The organism is Streptococcus equinus (assembly GCF_049393805.1).
GTDB classification, from domain to species: domain Bacteria; phylum Bacillota; class Bacilli; order Lactobacillales; family Streptococcaceae; genus Streptococcus; species Streptococcus equinus.
Genome location: NZ_CP185763.1, coordinates 1,587,554 through 1,610,694, shown reverse-complemented (window position 1 = coordinate 1,610,694; position 23,141 = coordinate 1,587,554). Strand labels below are relative to the sequence as shown.

Annotated in this window: 14 protein-coding genes; 3 read left to right on the top strand and 11 right to left on the bottom strand. The window is 38.1% G+C overall.

Going from position 1 to position 23,141, the window contains the following annotated elements:
- Positions 1 to 16 precede the first annotated feature (16 nt).
- Positions 17 to 1,582, bottom strand: coding sequence for a 2-isopropylmalate synthase (locus ACN0NP_RS08030; protein ID WP_074629692.1), 1,566 nt, complete (start codon positions 1,580 to 1,582; stop codon positions 17 to 19).
- Between the two features lie 305 nt (positions 1,583 to 1,887).
- The gene (gene udk / locus ACN0NP_RS08025) at positions 1,888 to 2,520 is read right to left on the bottom strand and encodes a uridine kinase (RefSeq protein ID WP_004230980.1); all 633 of its coding nucleotides are present in this window, start codon (positions 2,518 to 2,520) and stop codon (positions 1,888 to 1,890) included.
- A 154-nt stretch (positions 2,521 to 2,674) separates the two neighbouring features.
- Here udk and ACN0NP_RS08020 point away from each other — a divergent pair, with 154 nt between their 5' ends.
- On the top strand, positions 2,675 to 3,760 hold the full coding sequence (locus ACN0NP_RS08020) for a DEAD/DEAH box helicase (protein WP_423217128.1): 1,086 nt from the start codon (positions 2,675 to 2,677) through the stop codon (positions 3,758 to 3,760).
- Between the two features lie 40 nt (positions 3,761 to 3,800).
- Here the strand turns inward: ACN0NP_RS08020 and ACN0NP_RS08015 are convergent, their stop codons facing one another.
- The 9 genes from ACN0NP_RS08015 to acnA all read right to left on the bottom strand — a co-directional run bounded on the left by ACN0NP_RS08015 (position 3,801) and on the right by acnA (position 20,245).
- Positions 3,801 to 8,375: a S8 family serine peptidase gene (locus ACN0NP_RS08015; protein ID WP_423217127.1), complete on the bottom strand. Its 4,575-nt coding sequence runs from the start codon at positions 8,373 to 8,375 to the stop codon at positions 3,801 to 3,803.
- Between the two features lie 203 nt (positions 8,376 to 8,578).
- Positions 8,579 to 10,222, bottom strand: coding sequence for a phosphoenolpyruvate carboxykinase (ATP) (locus ACN0NP_RS08010; RefSeq protein ID WP_423217126.1), 1,644 nt, complete (start codon positions 10,220 to 10,222; stop codon positions 8,579 to 8,581).
- A gap of 174 nt (positions 10,223 to 10,396) precedes the next feature.
- Entirely contained in the window at positions 10,397 to 11,827 is a 1,431-nt protein-coding gene (locus ACN0NP_RS08005) for an NADP-dependent glyceraldehyde-3-phosphate dehydrogenase (protein WP_021141961.1), read from the bottom strand.
- Between the two features lie 273 nt (positions 11,828 to 12,100).
- Positions 12,101 to 13,834, bottom strand: a complete 1,734-nt coding sequence (ptsP, locus tag ACN0NP_RS08000; protein ID WP_021141960.1) for a phosphoenolpyruvate--protein phosphotransferase — start codon at positions 13,832 to 13,834, stop codon at positions 12,101 to 12,103.
- A gap of 4 nt (positions 13,835 to 13,838) precedes the next feature.
- Positions 13,839 to 14,102, bottom strand: a complete 264-nt coding sequence (locus ACN0NP_RS07995; protein ID WP_003064009.1) for a phosphocarrier protein HPr — start codon at positions 14,100 to 14,102, stop codon at positions 13,839 to 13,841.
- Between the two features lie 276 nt (positions 14,103 to 14,378).
- Complete coding sequence (locus ACN0NP_RS07990) at positions 14,379 to 15,182, bottom strand: putative ABC transporter permease (RefSeq protein WP_423217125.1); 804 nt, start codon at positions 15,180 to 15,182, stop codon at positions 14,379 to 14,381.
- A 78-nt stretch (positions 15,183 to 15,260) separates the two neighbouring features.
- Complete coding sequence (icd, locus tag ACN0NP_RS07985) at positions 15,261 to 16,436, bottom strand: NADP-dependent isocitrate dehydrogenase (RefSeq protein WP_027967982.1); 1,176 nt, start codon at positions 16,434 to 16,436, stop codon at positions 15,261 to 15,263.
- 23 nt (positions 16,437 to 16,459) lie between these two features.
- The gene (locus tag ACN0NP_RS07980) at positions 16,460 to 17,578 is read right to left on the bottom strand and encodes a citrate synthase (protein ID WP_074628835.1); all 1,119 of its coding nucleotides are present in this window, start codon (positions 17,576 to 17,578) and stop codon (positions 16,460 to 16,462) included.
- 3 nt (positions 17,579 to 17,581) lie between these two features.
- Complete coding sequence (acnA, locus tag ACN0NP_RS07975) at positions 17,582 to 20,245, bottom strand: aconitate hydratase AcnA (RefSeq protein ID WP_423217124.1); 2,664 nt, start codon at positions 20,243 to 20,245, stop codon at positions 17,582 to 17,584.
- Positions 20,246 to 20,528: 283 nt separating this feature from the next.
- On the opposite strand from acnA, the gene nrdH reads away from it, so the two are divergent.
- Positions 20,529 to 20,756: a glutaredoxin-like protein NrdH gene (gene nrdH / locus ACN0NP_RS07970; protein WP_024344308.1), complete on the top strand. Its 228-nt coding sequence runs from the start codon at positions 20,529 to 20,531 to the stop codon at positions 20,754 to 20,756.
- Between the two features lie 60 nt (positions 20,757 to 20,816).
- Positions 20,817 to 22,976 (top strand): class 1b ribonucleoside-diphosphate reductase subunit alpha, encoded by a 2,160-nt coding sequence (gene nrdE, locus ACN0NP_RS07965; protein ID WP_423217123.1) that lies wholly within the window; start codon positions 20,817 to 20,819, stop codon positions 22,974 to 22,976.
- Positions 22,977 to 23,141: the final 165 nt, after the last annotated feature.

The window sequence follows — 23,141 nt, the reverse complement described above, 5'->3', positions numbered from 1 at the left end:
CACGCGACTTCCTTTCTTAGTCATTTGTTGGCACATCACGAAATGAAACAGATTTGCCAATTTCTCCCGCATTTTCTTTTTGAACAAGCGCATTTGCATTCACGTAAGCAATCGCACCAGCTTTTAACACATCAAAATCAATACCTGAAGCATTAAAAATCGTACCTGAATCACTGTTTTCAACTGAAACAGACACGCGAGCTTGAGAATCAATGCCATCAGTCACAGCATCCATTGTATAGCTGAGAAGACGAACTTTTTGATTAAAGAATTTATCAACCGCATTGTAGACTGCTTCAACAGAACCTTTACCATCAGCTAGAACTTCAACCTCTTCTCCCTCAGCATTCACCATGCTAACTTCTGCAGTGACGGTTTCATCAGCGTTAGATGTGAGTTTCAAATCTCCAAAATGGAAGCCTTCTGGATTTTCAATCTCTGTACCAGCAACCAAAGCTCTGATATCAGCATCTGTGATTTCTGTTTTCTTATCAGCCAATTTTTTGAATTTGCTAAAGAGTGGTTTGATTTCTGTTTCTTCAAAAGCAAGCTCTAGTTCTTTTAATTTTTCAACAAAGGCATGTCGTCCTGAAAGTTTTCCAAGAGGAAGTGAGTTATGCTTAACACCGACAAGTTCTGGTGTAATGATTTCATAGGTAAGAGGATTTTTAAGCACACCATCTTGGTGAATACCTGATTCGTGTGAGAAGGCATTGCCTCCGACCACTGCTTTATTTTTAGGAATTGGAATTCCTGAAAAGCGAGAAATCAATTCTGAAGTGTTAACCGTTTCGTTAAGAACAATATCAGAGGTTGCTTGGTAGTAGTCTTCGCGAATGTTAAGAGCAACAGCAATTTCTTCGAGTGCTACGTTACCAGCTCGTTCTCCGATTCCATTTACCGTACCTTCAACACGACCAGCTCCATTTTTAATAGCTGCTAGCGTATTAGCTGTTGCCATACCAAGGTCATCGTGGCAGTGCGGACTAAAAATAATCTCATGGTCAGATGTTACATTTTCAATAAGGTATTTAAAGATATTTCCGAACTCTTCTGGTGTCGTAAAGCCAACAGTATCAGGAATATTGATGTAAGTAGCACCTGCATCAACTGCTGTTTGAACTACCTCAAGCAGATAATCAAGTTCAGTACGTGTAGCATCTTCTGGTGAAAATTCAACCACATCAAATTTACTACGCGCATAAGTTACATGCTCTTTGATGATATCAAGAATTTCTTCTTTTGTCTTTTTCAATTTATATTCGCGGTGAATAGGACTTGTAGCAATGAAGACATGACATTGTGGGTATTTGGCATCTTTCAATGCTTCATAACACGCATCAATATCTGACTTAACAGAACGTGCTAAACCAGACACTGCAGTTGTTGTCATTGCTTCTGAAATTTGACGAACTGCTTCAAATGAATCTGGACTTGCTGCTGGAAAACCAGCTTCAATAGATGCGATTCCCCATTTTTCAAGCTGCTTAGCAATAGCAACTTTTTCTTTCACAGAAAAATTCACGCCTGGGGTCTGTTCACCGTCACGAAGAGTGGTATCAAGAAATTCAACTTTACGCATAGTAACCTCTTTCTAATTCTAGCAAAAACATTAAGATAAAAATAAAAACATCTCACGGTTAAGCGAGATGTTTTCATCCCGCTTGGTAAGCCAAACAGGACTAATGCTCTTATGCACTAGCCCTCATCACGCAATAGCAAGACTGTCATTGTTGTGAATGTCATTGACTTTTTTTCCCTTCGATGTTTTTCGTTTTTTTACATAATACTCTTTTATTAATTAAAAGTCAACAGAATAATCAAAATAAAATAAATTTTCTGAAAATAGTTGCAAAAAGTAAAAGAGCTGGTGCAACCAGCCCCCTCTTATTCTTCGTTTTCTTTCAAAATCGCTGCAATCTTAGTGTTGATAAGGTCAATCGCAACAACGTTTGAAGCACCCTCAGGAATGATGATGTCAGCATAACGTTTTGTTGGTTCGATAAATTGGTGGAACATTGGTTTAACCACTGAAGTGTATTGTTCAATAACACTATCAAGGCTACGTCCACGTTCTTCCATATCGCGTTTAATACGACGGATAATACGAATATCATCATCAGTGTCAACGAAAAGTTTGATATCCATCAAGTCACGAAGACGTTTGTCTTCAAGAACCATGATACCTTCAACGATAATAACGTCTTGAGGTTCTTGACGGTATGTTTTATCACTACGTGTGTGCAATGTGTAGTCATAAATTGGAATATCAACTGGACGACCTGCAATCAATTCGTTGATGTGTTCAATCATCAAATCAGTATCAAAAGCAAGTGGGTGGTCATAGTTAGTTGTAGCACGTTCTTCAAAAGTCAAATGACTTTGATCTTTGTAGTAAGAATCGTGTTGAATCATTGCAATTTTTTGATCTTGGAAGTTAGCCAAAATTGCTTTAGAAACGCTGGTTTTTCCGCCACCAGATCCACCAGTAACACCAATAATAATAGGTTTTTTACGCATTTATTACTCCAAATAAAAAATATTTCCTATCTATTCTACTACTTTTTTTAAATTTTTCAAATATTGTAATCCCTTACTTGTCTTTTATTTGAAAAAAGTTGACTTTTTATATGTTATAATGGGGTAAAGAACTTATACAAAGAAAAGGAAAACTATGATTTCACAATTTCCACAAGTATGGCAAGACCAACTAAAAGAAGCAGGCTTTTCTGAACTAACAGACATTCAAAAACAAGTCTTTGAACCAATTTCACAAGGAGATAACCTTCTTGGTATTAGCCCAACAGGTACAGGTAAAACATTAGCTTACCTATTTCCAGCATTGCTAAAATTAAAACCTAAAAAATCACAACAATTACTTATTTTAGCGCCAAATACTGAGCTAGCTGGACAAATCTTTGACGTTACCAAAACATGGGCTGAGCCTTTAAATCTATCAACACAACTTTTCATTTCAGGTTCTAGCCAAAAACGCCAAATCGAACGTTTGAAAAAAGGTCCTGAAATTTTAATTGGAACACCAGGTCGTGTCTTTGAACTTGTCAAACTCAAGAAAATCAAAATGATGAATGTTGACACTATCATCCTAGATGAATTTGATGAATTATTAAGTGACTCTCAATATCATTTTGTTGAAAATATCATTCACCGTGTTCCGCGCGACCATCAAATGATTTACATGAGCGCAACAGATAAAGTTGATCCTGAAGTTTTAGCTGAAAATACGATTACTATCGATCTTTCTGACCAAAAACTTGACCAGATTGCTCACTACTACATTTCAGTTGACAAGCGTGACCGTGTTGAATTGCTTCGTAAATTCGCAAACATTCCTGATTTTCGTGGTCTCGTCTTCTTCAATAGTCTTTCAGACCTCGGTGCAGCTGAGGAACGCTTACAGTTCAACCGTGCATCTGCTATTTCTTTAGCCTCAGATATCAACGTAAAATTCCGTAAAGTCATCCTTGAAAAATTCAAGAATCATGATATCTCACTTCTTTTAGGAACAGATTTGGTGGCACGTGGTATTGATATTGATAACCTTGAATATGTCATCAATTTTGAAGTTGCTCGTGATAAGGAAACCTACACACACCGTGCTGGACGAACTGGACGCATGGGCAAATCTGGTGTTGTTATCACATTTGTCAGCCACAAAGAAGACTTGAAAAAACTAAAAAAATTCGCTGATGTCTCAGAAGTTTATCTTAAAAAACAAGAACTTCATTTGAAAAAATAATATCTAAAAATGCATAGCCATCTAGGCTATGCATTATTTTTTATTCTTGTACGTGTTTTCGTTTTTTCCAGATAAGAGAAACACCTGCTAAGATTATAAATCCTAATGAAACTAAGAATGATTCTGATTGACTAGATGTCGTAGGAAGATAAGCAGTCTCTTTGGATTGTTTAAGTGGCAAAGCAGACTTTCCTGCTAAACCTCGTTTATTCACCCCTAGGGCTACTACCTCTCCTCCTTTCTCACTGGCACTTTGAGTTCTCATCGATTGTGGTGGTGTTTCACTCTTAATAACCTCTTTTGGAATGAAATCATTAAGCTCAGTTTGAGTAGATGTGGTTTGATTTTCTTTTCCATCAAGCTCAGCTTCTGCCGCTTTTAGGTTAGCTAAGGCAGCATCGACCTCACCTTGAGTTGCTTCTGAGTTGCTCAAAACAGCTTGCGCTTCGACTAAAGCTTGATTATAGGCTGTTTTTGCTGGTTCACTTGCATTTTTATATTTAGCTGATGTGACTTTCAAGACTTTTGATTTGTTTGAAAGATTTGAAAGTGCTCGGAAATCTGTTGCCTTTCCGTCAAGAGCTTCACGCGCAGATTTCAAATTTCCCAATGTCGCATCAACTTCTTCTTGGGTTGCTGAACCTTTTACAAGCACTAAATTCGCTTTACGATGCTGAGTGTCATAAGTGGTACGGGCTGCGACTCCAGCATTGTAATAAGCTGGGTCTTCTTGTTCTGCTTGAAACTGACTATCTTCTTCAGTCAATGCCTTAAAGTCTGTCGTTTTGCCATCTAAAGCTTCAATAGCGTCTTGTAATACTTGAAGTGCTGCATCAACTTCTACTTGTGTGTATTTTCCTAACAAAATGGCTTGCGCGCTTGTCAATGCATCTCGATAAGCTAAGAGTTTTTCTAGTGAGGCATTATAATAACGCGCTTCATTTTCAATACCATTTGTTGCTTGTGTCGCCGCAATCAAAGCAGTTTTATCAATAATACTAAAAGCAATATGATTTTGTTTTCCATAAACAACTGTGAAATGTGGATCCTCATAAAGCTCATAACCAACTGGAAGTGGCAATTCTAATGTGTAGTCTCCAACATATACGTTTTTACCATAATCTTTTTTAGCATATCTTGCTGCTGGAATAACTGTCAGTTTGCCATTTTTATTTGAAATAGAAACTGTTGTACCTTTTGGAAGTTCCTTATCAAAATCAAGTACCAATGCTGCCTGATTACGCGTATGAACATAGAAATTCACCGTTTTGTAACTATCCGCATCTGAAAGCTTAATAATTTGGCTAGTTGGACCAGCTAATTCGGCAGCATCTGTATCATAAAGTGCAAGTTCTACAGTATAATCACCAAATGGCAAATTAACTGTAGATAAATCATTGCCATAATACTTCAAATCAGTGATAACATTACCATCATGATCTTTGACAATAAACGTATAATCAACATAACTTGCAACATTTGTCTGACCATCAAGAAGGTTGATTGTAACGCGCCCACTTTCATTTCCGACATTGACCAAATCACTAACTTTAGCCGTTTCCGTATTGCCAGCAAAATCTTCTACCACATAGTAAAAATCTTCTAGCGAAGCAGCATCAAGCGGCAAAGTAAACGAGCCATCTGGATTTTGTTTAAGATAAACAGGGGTGTAATGGTCATCAATATAATAAACACGTCCACGTAAAACGCCTGAACCATCATCTAAAGCTTTTCTAGGATTAAAGTTTTTGCTAGCTGCATCATAAGTTGCAGTTGTGATAACTGGATTTTTACGATCGACAATAATATCAAATGCTAAATGTTGAGCTTGTGCACCAATAACGGTTGGATAGTAAGTCAAGACATACTTGTATGAACCATCTGACAAGTCCTTACCGTCCAGATTATCACCATACCAAATCGTTGATGAAAGAGCTGTTGAACCTTTTTCGCTCTTATAATTTTTAACTCCAGAAAAAGTCTCACTTTGCCATAAAGGATGCTCAAAATTGACATCATCTGCTGCATACACCGCAGCGCTAGCATCAGTATAATTTCTTAAAAAGACACCTTTGAAAGCTACGAAATCTTGCTTGCCGTCATTATTTGGTGAGATAGCAAGTCGCGTTGTGCCATTTTCATCCACGTGCAAGACAAAGTCTCCAGCATTGTTGGCATAAGTACCGAGAACGATTGGTTTTGAACTATCAGTCGAATTTGTTAGCAAAGCAGTCGTATTATCAGAACCAGAAACAATATGGTCACCATCAATTTCTAGATAAAATCCTTCTTTACCATCTGCTACCAATTTGTAGACAGGATCTTCCACAACAGCTAGATTTTGGAAATCACCTCTAAATCCAACAAACGGAAGGCTGACAACTTCAGCAAAATCAACCGAATCCAAGAAACGAACAAAACCTTCAAGATAATAACCATTTGGCATTTCTTTTGTTAATAGCTCAGCAAACTGACGTGCATCAACAGTAATCGTTACTTTCTCAGAACTATTAGCCTTCACAGTAACGGTTCTACCAGCGATAGTTGCCAAGTGTCGTGGTGATAAAGTAATCTTACCATCCTCGACAGCATCTGTTTGAAGATTTGTTTCATAGGTTAATGTCTTATCTTGATCGCTAATGTTATGAATAGTTACATCAAAATTAAAAGTATCTCCAACATTTCCTAGAGTGATACTGCCGTAACCGTCATCACCTGTCAGATATAAACCAGAACTAATAGCTGATGCTGTATCAACTAGCCCTGCTCCTTGTTGGCGTGGCGAACTAAATTCACCTGCTTGTTCATCATAATGCGCCTTAGCATTGCTCATAATCAAAGCTTTTACCAAGTAAGCTATTTCAGCATCTGATTTTTCTGGGTATTTTTCCTTGAGGTACTGCTTAACCAAAGCTACAACACCTGTTACGTGAGGAGCAGCCATACTTGTACCACTCATCAAACCGTATTGACCATCATTAAACGATGAATAAATGCTTCCTCCGGGTGCTGAAACATCAGGTTTTAACTCACCATCACTCGTCAATCCCCAGCTACTAAAGCTTGAAAAACGCCCAGCTTCAATATTATCAAATTTTTCAAGATTACCATTGAAACGAATTTTATAATTACCGTTTGCAAGAGCATTACCAAATTTATATGGAATAAATACGGCTGGAATAGCAACAGCTGTATCATCAAGAGACATACTGATGTTTGCTCCTTGAGGGTCGTTATTAAAAATAACAACACCTTCGGCTCCTTGAGCAATAGCGTTAGCAATTTTTTCAGAAAAGGTTAAACCACCACGCTTAATAAGAGCGATTTTTCCTGTTAAATCAACCCCTTGCACTTCTTCTGATGTACCTGTGCCTACGTAGACATAGTCATAATCTCTGCCAATTTCAAATTTCTTTTCACTTTTATTTGGGTCAGAAAATGGGCATCTTCCGTAGTTTAAGTCCGCATTATTCTCCATTCCAACAAATGTAATGGCTTGACCTCTGGTATAATCGCTATTATAAGACGCAACAGAAATGGCTCCTTTTGCTGTTGAAGGATTGCCAACTAAGCCATAATCAATATTTTCAGCAAAAGGTTTTTGACCATCACCAAATGCCCCATCGTTCCCTGCTGAAATAACAACCGTTACACCTGCTCGTTGGGCTGCTTCAATAGCCTCAAGCAGGCTCTCTTCAATATTTGCTGTTGAACCCGTGGTACTACCGAGGCTTAGATTAATAGAATCAGCTCCAAGCTTAACAGCGTCTTCGATTGCTCTAACATACAATGCCGGACCAGTTGTATTTTTCAAATCTGAAAAGACTCGCAAGAAAATGACTTGAGCTTCTGGTGCCACACCATAGATATACTCATCTCCAGCTTTTTGAGTTGGGTTACCAGTTGCAATCCCTGTAACGTGCATACCATGAGAATCTTCAATTCCCTCTTTCAAATTGGTATTTCCATCAACGTAGTTATAACCGAAAATAACCTTGTCATTAAACCATTTTCCGTAAGTAATGCCTGCAGCAGCCTTAGCCGCATCCATTTCCTCTTGACTCTTGTATTTTGCTTTTGATGGATCTGTGATGTGCAAAACATCATGATCAACATCCAAACCTGAATCAATGATTGCTACAACAGTTCCTTGACCTTTATAGCCGCTCTCCCAAACCTCTGGAACTTTGATTTGCTCATCTGTATCAATACTTTGTGGAGTTTCTGGTTGTTTAGCTTGACTTTCTTCTTGCTGTGGTGTCGTGTCAAGTGTTTGATTGCTGACAGTACTGATTTTATCTTGAGTGTTGTCAGTCACTTCATTTTCTGCAGGAAGACTTGCTTCTTGATTGTCAGACAAAGTGACATCACCTTGATTAACAGTCTGAGACGAAACTTCTGATGTTTGTTCTGTAGCAAGCCCAACTTGAGTTTCATCTACCGCCTGACTGCTATCAACTACTTGAACAACTTGCTCTGTTCCCACCTGATTAAGTTGTACCGTAGAATTAACCTCATCAGCTGCTACATGCCCCGCTAAGAAGACTGCTCCAATCAACACAGAAACCAATCCGACCTTGTACTTTCTCAACGAGAAACGTTCTTTTTTACCCATAAATAAACCTCCAAAAAAAGTTTTGCATACTGGTTCAACCAATATAAAACACATTAAAGCACAAACAAAAAATAAATTCAAGATATTTTCTGAAAATTCTATATCTTATGATATTTTTTATTGTTATAAGTATATATAAGTAAGTTCTATACCTCACTCAAAAACATAAAAAATCCTTGAGATTTCTCTCAAGGATTTAAAAATTATTTCAAATTATTAATGACTTTTTCCAAACGTGAAATAGCTTCAACTGGCAAAGCAAGTTTTGGATTATTTTGGTTAAATGACAATAGATAATTCAAACGGAACTGCATGCGAGAACGAATCAGTTGTTTATACTTGCTGTCAAAATAATGAACAGGGTATTCTGCCAAATCCAAATATTGGAAACCTTCGATTGGTCCAAAATCTTTAAACTCAGCATCACCATCAACTAACTTTTCAATAATACCTAAAGAAACTTCTTTCGGAATTCTTTGTCCCATGTAAGTACCAGTATTGATGATGTAACAATCAACATCGCCTTCAAATAAAGAACGGAATTTTTGATAATCTTCAACTAATGGGTAGACCCTAAATGGATTTGCAAACGGTTCGATAACAAGTGTTTGTTTATTACCTTCGATATTTTCAGCGCTTGAACGTTTTGTCATCAAAGTACAACCCATTGTCGCTGCCATTAATGGGTCATTTACCTTAATCAATGGAGGTAGGGAATCATCTTTCATAATCCAGAAAATGGCATTGATAGGCTCTTCAATGTGATCAACACGATTTGGTGTGGCAAAACGTGATTTAACTGTACGACCATTTCCATTTCGGATATCTTCAGTCATCAATTTCTTACGACCATTTTCGTCCAAAGTCACACCACAGTTTTGAACTGTCACAAAGAAATCTTGTTCAGGATGACCTGTTGGGTAATCATTTGTTTTATCAAAATATGATGGTTCAAGTGCAATTGATGAACCGTCCTTTTCAGAAATGACAAAGGCATCATCGTGCAAAACTTTGATATCATATTTTCCATTATGCTTAGCGTGAGTAAGCGTTGATTTTCCAGAACCTGAAAGACCGAAGAATGAGGCAACAAAATCATTTCGGTCACCTTTACCTTGGAAGATTTTCAATCCACCATGACAAGATACATAACCATTACGAGCTGCTGTACCCCAAGCAAGCGTCAAAGTTGCCTTCTTCAATTCACCAAAATAATTAAGCCCTAAAATAGCCACACAATTGTGATTTGTATCAAAATAAACAAGTCCATCTGGATAGTCAGGGTGAGACCATCTAGGATTAAAGAAAACAAAGATATCATCTTCGTCGTAAGCTTTAGACTCTTTCAAACGATTCTTAAACTCTTCGTCCAAAATTTGGAAATTTAGCAACCATGAATAGAGATTATTGATTTCTTCTTCTGGCACCATCAGATGTGCTCGAACCATAAATTTTTCGTCCAAACCTACAATAGCATCTGCTTTGTAAAATTGGCGACGGTGTGCCTGATAAATAGCACTTCTGACAATGGATAACAAACGCTCATCTTCCTCGTCATCCTGTCCGTAAATACGACGGGCTTTTGCTGTACGTCCAACTATAGCACCCGAATTTGTCAATAAAACTCGAGCATAAGAAGGCAAACCAAGCTCCTTAGTATGGATAACTGGCATGTCCAAAATCACAGTTCCAGCTGCCACTGAAGCTAATTGATAGGCCTCTTCTAAAGTTTTTATTGGATGAACCTGATTTTCATAAAATGCAGTTTCGACAATCGTTTTTAATGGAGAGAAATACGGACTACTTTTTCGCATTTCTGACGTTGAAAATTGATTACGTGTTACCATTTTCTACCTCCTATTTTATGGTTACTTTCATTCTACCAAAAAAGTATGCGTTTTCATAATCAAAAACGTAAAAACATTAGAAAATAAATATATTTTCTAAAAATTCAATAAATCGCATTTTAAAAAACAAAAAAAAGGTCAGAACAAATGTTCCAACCTTTCTATTAATATCTATTATTTGGCAATGTCAAATACAGTAGATTTAACAGTTGTCATAGCTTCAATAGAGTATTTCACACCTTGTGTTCCAGCACCAGATTTCTTAGCACCAAGGAATGGGAAGTTATCTGTACCACGTTGAGTTTTGTTGTTGATGTGAACAGTACCCACTTCAAGTTGTTCAGCAATCTTGAATGCCAATGGGAAGTTATTTGTAAATACAGAAGCTTGAAGACCGTATTCAGATTTGTTTGAGATTTCAATTGCTTCTTCAACTGAGTTTACACGGATAAATGGAAGGACTGGACCAAATGGTTCTTCCCAAGCCAAACGCATATCAGTTGTTACATTGTCAAACAATACTGGGCTGATAAGGTTACCTTCGCGTTTGAATGAGATAACTTCTGTTGCTCCTTTATCTTGAGCGTCTTTGATAAGGCCTTCAACATAATCAGCAGCTTTTGTATCGATAAGTGGTGTAATGTCGGCATTGTCTTCTGGCATACCAACAGTCAAGTTTTTAACAAGAGCAGAAACTTTTTCAACCAATTTATCAGCAATGCTATCCATAACAAGAACACGTTTTACGGCAGTACAACGTTGACCTGAATAACCGTAAGCACCAGCTACGATATTTTTAGCAGCCAAGTCAAGGTCAGCATCTTCAAGAATGATAGCTGAGTCTTTACCACCAAGTTCAAGCATGATTGGACGCATACCAGCCAAGCGACCAATGTGTTCACCAACTGGAGTTGAACCTGTAAAGTTGATGTAGTTAACAGCTTCGTGTTCTACAATGTAGTCACCAATTACTGAACCACGTCCAGTGATTGTGTTAAATACACCTGCAGGAAGTCCAGCTTCAGCAAATGCTTCAGCCAAAAGAAGACCTGAGATTGAACCTTGCGTAGGTGGTTTAAGGGCAACTACGTTCCCTGAAATAAGGGCAGGAGCAATCTTAGAACCTGCAAGGTTAATTGGATAGTTAAATGGTGAGATAGCAAGTACCAAACCTACTGGTTCGCGACGAACAATAGCGATTTTTTTCTTGCTTGCTGGGTCAAAGCTGCCACCTTCAAGGACTTCACCTTCAAGACGAACTCCTTCTTCAGCTGCGTAGTTGATGATTTCAGCAGTACGGATAACTTCACCTACAGCTGATTTGTAACCTTTCGCAATTTCTTTTGAAAGTACTGCACCGATTTTTTCAGCATCACGCATCAAAATATCTGCTGCTTTGTGAAGGTATTCTGCACGTTCTACATATGAAAGTGCACGCCATGCTTTTTGAGCTGCTTTTGCAGAAGCATAAACGTAATCAACTTCTTCGTGGCTCATTGAAGGAACAGAACCAAGCTCTTCACCAGTTGCGGGAGCGTAAATTTTAATTTCTTCTTTAGAAAGTTTCCACTCACCGTTGACGTAATTTTTATACTGTTTAGTCAAGTGATATCTCCTTTAAATGTGATAATTCCATTTTATCACTTTTTTAACTTTTTTCAATATTTTAACACAAAAAAATTCTGAAAATTTTGACAAATACTTTGTACCTTCAAATTTTCATATTTATAAAATTACTGAATAAAGTTTACTAGCGATAAAACCTTCTTCCAAAAAAATAATACACCTTAAAGTCGACTCCAAGTCAAGTATTTTTTAACACTTTTATAACAATTATAAAAAAGAACCTGAGATAATTCTCAGATTCTTTATATGTTATTAGTCAACGTTAACGTATTCTTTGCTAAGTTCAAGAACTTCTTCCATTGTTGAACATTCTGTAAGAGCACGGTTAGCGTATTCTTGCATTTTAGCTGTGTCAAGTTTCTTCATCAAGCTACGAGTACGAAGAATTGATGTAGCTGACATAGAGAACTCGTCAAGTCCCATTCCGACAAGAAGTGGAACAGCTTTTTGGTCACCAGCCATTTCACCACACATACCAGCCCATTTACCTTCAGCGTGAGCTGCTTTGATAACGTTGTTAATCAAACGAAGGATTGATGGGTTATATGGTTGGTAAAGGTATGAAACTTGTTCGTTCATACGGTCAGCAGCCATTGTGTATTGGATAAGGTCGTTTGTTCCGATTGAGAAGAAGTCAACTTCTTTCGCAAATTGGTCAGCAAGCATAGCTGCAGCTGGGATTTCAATCATGATACCAACTTGGATATCATCTGAAACGGCAACACCTTCAGCTTTAAGGTTAGCTTTTTCTTCATCAAAGATTGCTTTAGCAGCACGGAATTCTTTAAGAAGTGCAACCATTGGGAACATGATACGAAGTTGTCCGTGTACAGATGCACGAAGAAGTGCACGGATTTGTGTACGGAACATTGCATTTCCTGTTTCTGAGATAGAAATACGAAGTGCACGGAATCCAAGGAATGGGTTCATTTCGTTTGGAAGATCAAAGTATGGAAGTTCTTTGTCTCCACCGATATCCATTGTACGAACGACAACTGGTTTACCGTTCATGCCTTCAAGAACTGCTTTGTATGCTTCATATTGTTCATCTTCAGTTGGGAAATCTTGTGAATCCATGTACAAGAATTCTGTACGGTAAAGACCAACTGCTTCAGCACCATTAGCGTTTACACCTTCAACGTCTTTAGGTGTACCAATGTTAGCTGCCAATTCGAAGTGTTTACCATCTGCTGTCACTGTTTCAGCGTCTTTAAGAAGAGCCCATTCAGCTTTTTGTTTAGCATATGCTTCACCAGCAGCTTTAAATTCAGCAATTTCTTCATCTGTTGGGTTAATGATAACATCACCTGTGATACCGTTTACAGCAACGATATCGCCATCTTTAACACGGCTAGTGATATCATTTGTACCAAGAACAGCGGCAATTTCAAGAGTACGAGCCATGATAGCTGAGTGACTTGTACGTCCACCAATGTTAGTAACAAAGGCTTTAACAAATTGTTTGTTCAATTGGGCAGTATCAGAAGGTGTCAAATCGTGTGCAATAACGATTGATTCTTCATCAATTGTTGCAGGGTTTGGAAGTTTAGCACCGATAAGGTGAGCCAATACACGTTTAGCAACGTCGCGGATATCTGCGGCACGTTCTTGCATGTATGGGTTGTCTTCCATTCCTTCAAAGATAGTGATGAACATGTCAGTCACTTCTTTAAGTCCTGCTTCTGCGTTAACTTGTTTTGCACGAATAGTTTCTTTAATTTGGCTGATCATTTCTGGGTCAGCAAGAACCATTAAATGTGCGTCAAATACGGCAGCTGCTTCTTCGCCAAGTGTTTCTACTGCTTTTTCACGTATAATAGAAAGCTCGTCTTGAGATGCTTTCAATGCTGCATCTAGGCGAGCTTCCTCTGCACTTGTATCTTCAACTGTAACAGTTTCAAATGACAAATCAGGTTGAACGAGTAGATACGCTTTAGCAACAGCAACACCATCAGATGCGGCAATTCCTTTAAGCATTTCTGTCATTTTCTTAAGCCAATCCTTCTTTTGTCATTGTTTCTTCGATTGCTGCAAGTGCGTCATCAGCGTCTGCACCTTCAGCTGAGATAGTAACGTCAGCACCTTGACCAACACCAAGGCTCATAACACCCATGATTGATTTAAGGTTTACTGCTTTACCTTTGTAGTCAAGAGTGATGTCTGAAGCAAATTTGCTAGCTGTTTGAACAAGCAAAGTAGCTGGACGTGCGTGAATACCTGTTTCTGCAACAATGTGAAAATCTTTTGAAGCCATATTATGGTTCTCCTTTTATTTGTGTTTTTTCGGATTATCTTATGATAACCCTTACAAGCCATAATTATAGCATAAACACTTTTTTATTTCAATAGTTTCACGCTCTGTATGTGCTTTCATTTTTGAAAAAATAAGGAAAATCAGCACTTTTAACATGCAAATTTTTTGTTTTTCTGGAAAATAAATTTGCAAATAGGTTTAAATAATTCAACATAACATTATTTTGTAAATAAAACAAGCCTGAAACAATTTGATTTCAGACTTTTGATGAATTAATTAATGGTTTTTCTTTTCTGCCTTTTTCTTCTTCAAAGCTTGTGTTTGTTTTCGAATTTCATTGAAGAATGGCGCTGTTGTCAAACTAAATTGACTATAGTTTCTAAGCATACGACGTTGGTTGAAACGAAAAGGTTGAACACCCTTGATTTTTAAATTTTCATTTAAACGCAAACGAAGATTTTCCAAACGCTTAGCGAATACTTCTTTTTGTTTTGTCCAATCATTGAATTCTTCTCTGACAGATTTTAACATTTTTGCTTGCTCTGTTCGAACATAGTTTTCAAACGTTGCTGCTGCTTGTTGGAATTTTACGGTATCCATGACAGTCCAAATCAAGTCAGCCGTCATCATGCTGACAATTCCAAGAGCATACCAGATATTTAACCGCTCAATGATTGACATGACAACTGGCTGAACCCATTTTACCAAGATAAGAATACTAAAGCCCCAGAATAACGAAATCTTCGGAGCAATCCATCCTCTGATATTTCCCCATAAGTGACTATAATCCCAAAGTTTCATATGGAAAAAGTACTCTAAAAACCAGCCAGCAATAAACTCAAAAAGGGTCGCAATGAGCATGCCGCTTAAGAACAGCCATAAAAGATTACTTTGAAACGGCTCCGTTGCTAGTAAAACGGTCGTGACCGCAAACCCATAAACAGGACAATAAGGTCCGACCAAAAAACCACGATAAGCAAATTTTTTATCCCTAATCGAACAGTAAACTGTCTCCCAAAGCCATCCGACAAATGAGTAAATAAAAAAAAGGAATACAATATCCGTTACTGAATACCCCATAACATTCCAACCTCTAAAAATAAAAACTATTTTTATTATAACAAAAAACCTAGAACAAGACTTGTTCTAGGTTAGCTTTTACATATTTTCGATTAGTTTTGCTGCAAAATCACTTGTTGAATACGCTTGTTTTCCTTGTGCTAAATCAGCAGTAAATTGCCCCTTAGCAAAAGTTGTTTCAATAGCTTTTGTAATCAGCGAAGCTACTTCTGTCCATCCGATATAATCAAACAACATACAACCTGACAAAAGAACAGAACATGGATTTGCAATGTCTTTACCAGCAATGTCAGGAGCCGTTCCGTGTGTCGCTTCGAAAATCGCATGACCAGTAACATAGTTGATATTAGCACCTGGCGAGATACCGATACCTCCAACTTGAGCAGCAAGCGCATCACTGGCATAATCTCCATTTAAGTTTGTCAAAGCAACAACGTCAAATTTTTCAGGATTAAGCAGAATTTGTTGAAGGAAATTATCAGCAATAATATCGTTGATAATTAATTTTCCATTTGCCAACTCATCAGCGTATTCACGTTCAGCAAGTTCATAACCCCATTTACGGAAACCACCTTCAGTGAATTTTTGAATATTTCCTTTATGAACGATTGTCACATGAGTCAAACCGTTTGTTAAAGCATACTCGATAGCGGAACGGATAAGACGTTCGCTACCTTCTTTTGAAATGGGTTTAATACCGATACTACTTGTTTCAGGGAAACGAATCTTCTTGACAGACATTTCATTTTGCAAGAACTCAATGACTTTTTTCACTTCTGCTGTGCCGGCTTCCCATTCAATACCAGCGTAAATATCTTCAGTATTTTCACGGAAAATAGTAATACTTGTCTTTTCAGGTTCTTTAAGCGGACTTTCAATTCCTTTAAAATAGCGAACTGGACGAACACATGCATATAAATCTAATTCTTGACGAAGGGTCACATTAAGTGAGCGAATCCCACCACCAACAGGCGTTTCAAGAGGTCCTTTGATAGCAATCAAATCTTCTTTAATAGTATCAAGTGTTTCTTTAGGCAACCATTCACCAGTTACTTCATGTGCTTTTTTACCAGCTAAAAGCTCATGCCACGCAACTTTTTTCTCACCTTGATAAGCTTTTTCAACCGCTGCATCAAAGACTGCACGCGCATTTTTCCAAATATCACGACCTACACCATCACCTTCGATGAAAGGGATAATCGGATGATTAGAAACAGCCAACTGACCATTTTCTAAAGTGATTTTATCTGCCATAATTCATTTTCCTTTCCTATCTTTTAACGTTCGTCAAGCGGTACATACTTCAAACCAAGTTCACCTTTGTAACGTGAACGAGGTCGAATAAGTTTGTTGTGTTTTTGTTGTTCTTGGATGTGAGCAATCCAACCTGACACACGACTCATCGCAAAGATAAGTGTGAAGATTGAACTATCAATGCCAAGCACATGATAAACCGTTGCTGAATAAAAATCGACATTTGGAATAAGACCCTTGGTATGCTTCATGTAGTCTTCAATTTCGCGTGACAAGTTATACCAAACTTCGTTTTCTGTGCCTTCTGTCAAAGCCTTTGCCATTTCACGAAGGTATTTTTCACGAGGGTCTTGTGTTTTATAAACACGGTGACCAAATCCCATGATTTTTTCTTGTGAATCAAGTTTTTCCTTAAGATAAGCTTTGGTATCACCCATTTCACGAATTTCTTTGAGCATGTCAAAGACACGTTCATTAGCTCCACCATGAAGTGGTCCTTTTAGTGTACCAATCGCTGTCGTCACACAAGAATAAATATCAGCTAAAGTTGAGGCACACACGCGCGCTGCAAATGTTGAAGCATTTAATTCATGGTCAGCATGTAAAACCAAAGCACGATTAAGGGCTTTAACTTGTAAATCGGTTGGTTCTTCTCCATTTAACATGTAAAGGAAATTAGCTGCAAAGCACAAATCTTTACGCGGTGCCACTGGTGTTTTGCCTTCACGTAAGCGTGCAAAAGTAGCGATAATTGTTGGCATCTTTGCCATCAATTGAATAGATTGTTCGTATGTTGCTTCTTCAGAGTTATCTTCGGCATTGATATTATAAACACCAAGGAGACTGACAGTTGAGCGAAGTACACTCATTGGATGCAAATGATTACGTGATTGAATCATAATACATTGCACAACGGCATCGCTGATTTCATAGTTATCGCGTAGCAATTTTACAAAATCATCAAGTTCTGTTTTATTTGGCAAATGCAAATTCCAAAGAAGGTAAATGACTTCTTCAAAGCTAGCATCGTTATCCATTAATTCTGAAATATTGTAACCTGCATAAGATAAATTATCATCAATAATTGAACTAATACGGGTATTGCAGGCAATTAAATCTTTTAATCCACTTGCTCCTGTCATATATTAAGCACCCCCTAATTTCTTTCTAACAACCATTGGTAGAATACCACCGTTTTTGTAATAGCGGATGTCAGCATCAGCATCAAAACGTACCATGGCTTTAAAGTGTTTTTCACCTGACTCATCACGTGCAACGATATCAACAATATCGTGAATGCCAGGATTTTCTGAAAGGTTAATATCATAAGTTTCGTAGCCTGTTAAGCCAAGACTTACAGCGGTATCTCCTTCTAATAATTGAAGCGGCAAAACGCCCATCATTACAAGGTTTGAGCGATGAATACGTTCAAAACTTTCAGCAAGCACAGCTTTGACACCAAGAAGGTTTGAACCTTTTGCTGCCCAGTCACGACTTGACCCCATACCATAATCTTTACCAGCAATCACTAATGTGCCAACATTATCTTCCTTATAATGCATAGCTGCATCGTAAATTGGCATAAGCTCGCCTTTATATTTTGTGTATCCACCAATTTTTCCATCAGCCAATTGGTTTTGGATACGAATATTCGCAAATGTGCCTCGCATCATGACTTCGTGATTACCGCGACGGCTACCATATGAGTTGAAATCAAGATAATCAACACCGTGTTCTGTCAAATAGTTAGCAGCAGGGCTATTTCTAGCAATGTTACCTGCTGGAGAAATGTGGTCTGTTGTCACACTATCACCAAATTTTGCTAAAGGTTTCAAATTTTTAAGCGGTTTGATAACCAAATCATCACCTAAATGGTCAAAATATGGCGGATTTTGAATGTAAGTTGACGCTTCATTCCAGTGATAAATCTGGCTTTCTTCAGTTGGAATTTGATTCCATTTTTCACTATCAGTAAAGACATGTTCATACTCATGTTCAAACAATTCACGAGTGACAAATTTATCAACGTATTTGGCAACTTCGTCATTTGTTGGCATGATGTCTTTAAGGTACACAGGCTCATTATTTTGGTCGAAACCAAGCGGCTCAGTTGTCAAATCAATATTCGTATTTCCAGCAAGCGCATAAGCCACAACTAGCGGTGGACTAGCAAGGAAGTTTGCTTTGACGAGTGGATTAACACGACCTTCAAAGTTACGGTTACCTGACAAAACAGCTGATGCTAGCAAGTCAGTGTCAGTAATAGCTTTTGCAACTTCTGGACGAAGGCTACCTGAGTTACCGATACATGTCGTACAACCATATCCAACAATGTTAAAGCCAAGCGTATCAAGATAATCTTGCAAACCAGAATTACGAAGATAGCCTGTTACTACTTTTGAACCTGGAGCAAGCGACGTTTTGACCGTTGGAGCTACGCGCAGCCCTTTTTCAACAGCTTTTTTAGCAAGTAGTCCAGCTGACATGAGCACGTAAGGATTTGAAGTATTCGTACATGATGTGATAGCTGCAATAGCAACATGTCCAGTCTTGATTTCGACATCTTTGTCTTCAAAATGAACGGTTGCTGTTTTGTTAATCTCATCAGCCCCCAAGCCAAATCCTTGAACACCGGCTTCACGTGTTAAACTTTCTTGGAAGGTTTGCTTAGCTTGTGTCAAATCAATCAAATCTTGCGGACGTTTTGGCCCAGAAATGCTTGGCGAAATGGTAGATAAATCAATTTCAACCACTTTAGTGTATTCTGCTTGGTGCTCTGGATCGTAGAAAAGATTATTGTGTTTAGCATATTCTTTTGTTAGCGCAATATGGTCTTCATCACGATTAGTCAAGCGCATGTAATTAAGCGTTTCGTCATCGATTGGGAAATATCCGCATGTTGCCCCGTACTCAGGTGCCATATTAGCAATAGTTGCACGTTCAGCAAGACTAAGGTTTGAAAGACCATCACCAAAGTACTCAACGAATTTGCCGACAACTTTTTCTTGACGAAGCACCTGTGTCACTTTAAGTGCCAAGTCAGTTGCCGTCGCAATCTTAGGTAATTTACCAGTCAAACGAACACCAATAACTTCTGGAATTGGGAAGAACGAAGCCTCACCAAGCATAGCAGCTTCTGCTTCGATTCCTCCAACGCCCCAACCAAGAACACCAATACCATTAATCATTGTTGTGTGACTATCTGTACCAAACATTGAATCAGGATAAAGAACACCGTCTTTTTCAATGACCACATCACTGAGATACTCGATATTAACTTGGTGAATAATTCCTGTTGCTGGTGGGACCGCACGATAATTATCAAATGATTTTTCAGCCCATTTCAAGAATTCGTAGCGCTCATTATTACGTTTAAACTCCATGTTAATGTTGTCTTCTAGAGCTGTGTCACAGCCAAAGAAATCAACTTGAACACTATGGTCGATTACCAAATCAACCGGAATTTCAGGGTTAATCAATTCAGCATCTCCACCGTTTGCAACAATCGCATCACGCATTGATGCCAAATCAACGACAACTGGCACACCAGTAAAGTCTTGCAAAATAACACGACTTGGTTTGAATGGTACTTCGCCATGGATTTTTTTAGGATTATAAGTTGCTAAATTTTCAATGTTACTTTTTGTAACATCTACGCCATCATACTTTCTGAGTAAACTTTCAAGTAATATACGAATTGTATAAGGGATTCTTTTGATATTTCCTCCATAATGAGAAACGACTTCTTCAAGATTGAAATAAGAATAGTCATTCTCTTTGAAAGAAAATTTTGATAAAAATTCTGTCATGTACGGACCCCCGAATATAATTTTAGTGTTTTAATTATACAAAATTCAGAAAATTATGTCAACATTAATTTACAGTTCTGTGTCAGATTATATAACATGTCATGTGACGTCGCTAATTGAGCTAGCGAAAAGTACGCAAACACTATATTTTGTGCAGTTTTAAGTACTTTGGTACAAGATGTTGTGGTTTTGTAAGCTATATCATTTGCCTTTTTAGTATTTTTTGGATATTCTAATTAAACATTGATTTAAAAAAATATAACGAATTATGGAGGAAATCCTCATGACTAATAAAATTACACTTTTTTCAAAAAATAATTGCATGCAATGTAAAATGACCAAAAAACTTTTAGACAAAGAAGGTGCCAATTACCAAGAAATTAATATCGATGAGCAGCCTGATATGGTCGACTACGTTAAAAGCCTCGGCTTTACTTCTGCTCCAGTTATTAAGGCTGGCGACATTTCTTTTTCAGGTTTTCAACCAAGCAAACTAAAAGAGATTATCTAGATAAAAAATTCAAAATTAGAAAGGAATTACCACATCGATAATAAAGTGGTAACTAACTTTATGAGCCTCAATAATCTCGGCGACGTTTCATACTTTCGCCTAAATAACGAAATTAACCGTCCAATCAATGGTCAAATCCCTCTAAATAAAGACAAAGAAGCGCTTCAGGCTTTCTTTTTAGAAAATGTTATTCCAAATACGATGACCTTTGATTCCATCACCGATAAAATCAACTATCTGATTGAACATGATTACCTCGAAGAAGCTTTCATTCGTAGCTACTCCCCTAAATTTATCGAAAGCTTATCAAGAGACCTACACGCTCACCGTTTTCGTTTCAAATCTTTCATGGCAGCCTACAAGTTTTACCAGCAATACGCCTTAAAGACTAACGACGGGAGCCAGTATCTTGAAAGCATCGAGGACCGAATATTATTTAATGCCCTTTATTTTGCTGACGGCAATGAAGACTTGGCAAAAGATTTAGCTACTGAAATGATTAATCAGCGATATCAGCCTGCTACTCCTTCGTTTTTAAATGCTGGTCGCAGTCGACGTGGCGAATTTGTGTCATGTTTCTTGATTTCCATGACAGATGATATGAATTCAATCGGTCGTTCAATCAACTCAGCACTACAATTGTCTCGTATTGGTGGAGGGGTCGGCATTAATTTGTCAAATCTTCGCGAAGCTGGCGCTCCAATCAAAGGATACGAAGGCGCAGCATCAGGTGTTGTTCCAGTTATGAAGTTATTTGAAGACAGCTTTTCATATTCAAATCAACTTGGACAACGTCAGGGAGCCGGTGCCGTTTATCTTGATGTCTTTCACCCAGATATCCTAGCTTTCTTATCAACAAAAAAAGAAAACGCCGATGAGAAAGTCCGCGTCAAAACACTCTCACTTGGTATTACCGTTCCCGATAAATTTTACGAATTGACTCGTAACAACGAAGACATGTATCTCTTTAGCCCGTTTAGTGTTGAACGTGAGTACGGTGTTCCTTACAGCTATGTCGACATCACAGCTGAATACGACAACATGGTAGCCAATCCAAATATCGTTAAAACGAAGATTAAAGCGCGTGATTTGGAAACTGAGATTTCAAAATTACAACAAGAATCTGGTTATCCTTATGTGGTAAATATCGACACTGCAAATCGTACAAATCCTATCGATGGCAAAATCATCATGTCAAACCTTTGTTCAGAAGTATTACAAGTACAGACACCTAGCGTAATTAACGATGCTCAGGAATTCACCAAAATGGGAACAGATATCTCATGTAATCTTGGTTCAACAAACGTTGTTAACATGATGACTTCACCTGATTTTGGTCGCTCTATCAAGGCTATGACACGTGCCTTGACATTCGTGTCTGATACATCTTCTATCGAATCCGTTCCAACAATCAAGCACGGTAATGAGCAAGCTCACACTTTTGGACTTGGTGCTATGGGACTTCACACCTTCTTAGCCCAAAATCATATTCAGTACGGCGGTCCTGAATCCATTGAATTTACCAATATTTATTTCATGTTATTGAATTACTGGACTTTGGTGGAGTCAAATAATATCGCTCGTGAACGCAAACAAACTTTTGTTGGATTTGAAAAATCAAGCTACGCTGATGGCTCATATTTTGATAAATATATTACGGGTGATTATGTTCCAAAATCAGACCGAATCAAAGAATTATTTGCTAAGCATTTCATTCCAAGCGGAAAAGACTGGCTTGTGCTTCGTGATGCTGTCATGAGAGATGGGCTTTATCATCAAAACCGATTAGCTGTTGCTCCAAACGGGTCAATTTCTTACATCAATGATGTGTCTGCTTCGCTGCACCCAATTACGCAACGTATCGAAGAGCGTCAAGAAAAGAAAATCGGAAAAATTTACTACCCAGCGGCAGGGCTTTCAACTGAGACTATCCCGTATTACACTTCTGCCTATGACATGGATATGCGAAAAGTCATCGACGTCTACGCAGCAGCAACTGAACACGTTGACCAAGGTTTGTCACTCACATTGTTTTTACGCAGCGATATTCCAGAAGGGCTCTACGAATGGAAAACGCAAAGCAAGCAAACCACACGAGATTTATCAATCCTTCGTCACTATGCTTTTAACAAAGGTATTAAATCAATCTACTACATTCGTACCTTTACAGATGACGGGGACGAAGTCGGCTCAAACCAATGCGAAAGCTGTGTAATCTAACTGAACACTTGTTATTGGTCCTAAAGGACCTAATAACGAGACGGCAACCGCTAGGGCGGCTTGCCTAGTTCACTTACTAACTTCATCAATCGACTAGTATCGAGCCGATTGATTACGTGTCGTAACTCTTGCAAACTTACTTTGGTCCTAAAGGACCTAATAACA

Bases quoted from the DNA above. Each gene is read 5' to 3' on its own strand.
- ACN0NP_RS08030 (WP_074629692.1), bottom strand. From the start codon at position 1,582: ATGCGTAAAGTTGAATTTCTTGATACCACTCTTCGTGACGGTGAACAG.
- udk (WP_004230980.1), bottom strand. From the start codon at position 2,520: ATGCGTAAAAAACCTATTATTATTGGTGTTACTGGTGGATCTGGTGGC.
- ACN0NP_RS08020 (WP_423217128.1), top strand. From the start codon at position 2,675: ATGATTTCACAATTTCCACAAGTATGGCAAGACCAACTAAAAGAAGCA.
- ACN0NP_RS08015 (WP_423217127.1), bottom strand. From the start codon at position 8,375: ATGGGTAAAAAAGAACGTTTCTCGTTGAGAAAGTACAAGGTCGGATTG.
- ACN0NP_RS08010 (WP_423217126.1), bottom strand. From the start codon at position 10,222: ATGGTAACACGTAATCAATTTTCAACGTCAGAAATGCGAAAAAGTAGT.
- ptsP (WP_021141960.1), bottom strand. From the start codon at position 13,834: ATGACAGAAATGCTTAAAGGAATTGCCGCATCTGATGGTGTTGCTGTT.
- ACN0NP_RS07995 (WP_003064009.1), bottom strand. From the start codon at position 14,102: ATGGCTTCAAAAGATTTTCACATTGTTGCAGAAACAGGTATTCACGCA.
- ACN0NP_RS07990 (WP_423217125.1), bottom strand. From the start codon at position 15,182: ATGGGGTATTCAGTAACGGATATTGTATTCCTTTTTTTTATTTACTCA.
- icd (WP_027967982.1), bottom strand. From the start codon at position 16,436: ATGGCAGATAAAATCACTTTAGAAAATGGTCAGTTGGCTGTTTCTAAT.
- ACN0NP_RS07980 (WP_074628835.1), bottom strand. From the start codon at position 17,578: ATGACAGGAGCAAGTGGATTAAAAGATTTAATTGCCTGCAATACCCGT.
- acnA (WP_423217124.1), bottom strand. From the start codon at position 20,245: ATGACAGAATTTTTATCAAAATTTTCTTTCAAAGAGAATGACTATTCT.
- nrdH (WP_024344308.1), top strand. From the start codon at position 20,529: ATGACTAATAAAATTACACTTTTTTCAAAAAATAATTGCATGCAATGT.
- nrdE (WP_423217123.1), top strand. From the start codon at position 20,817: ATGAGCCTCAATAATCTCGGCGACGTTTCATACTTTCGCCTAAATAAC.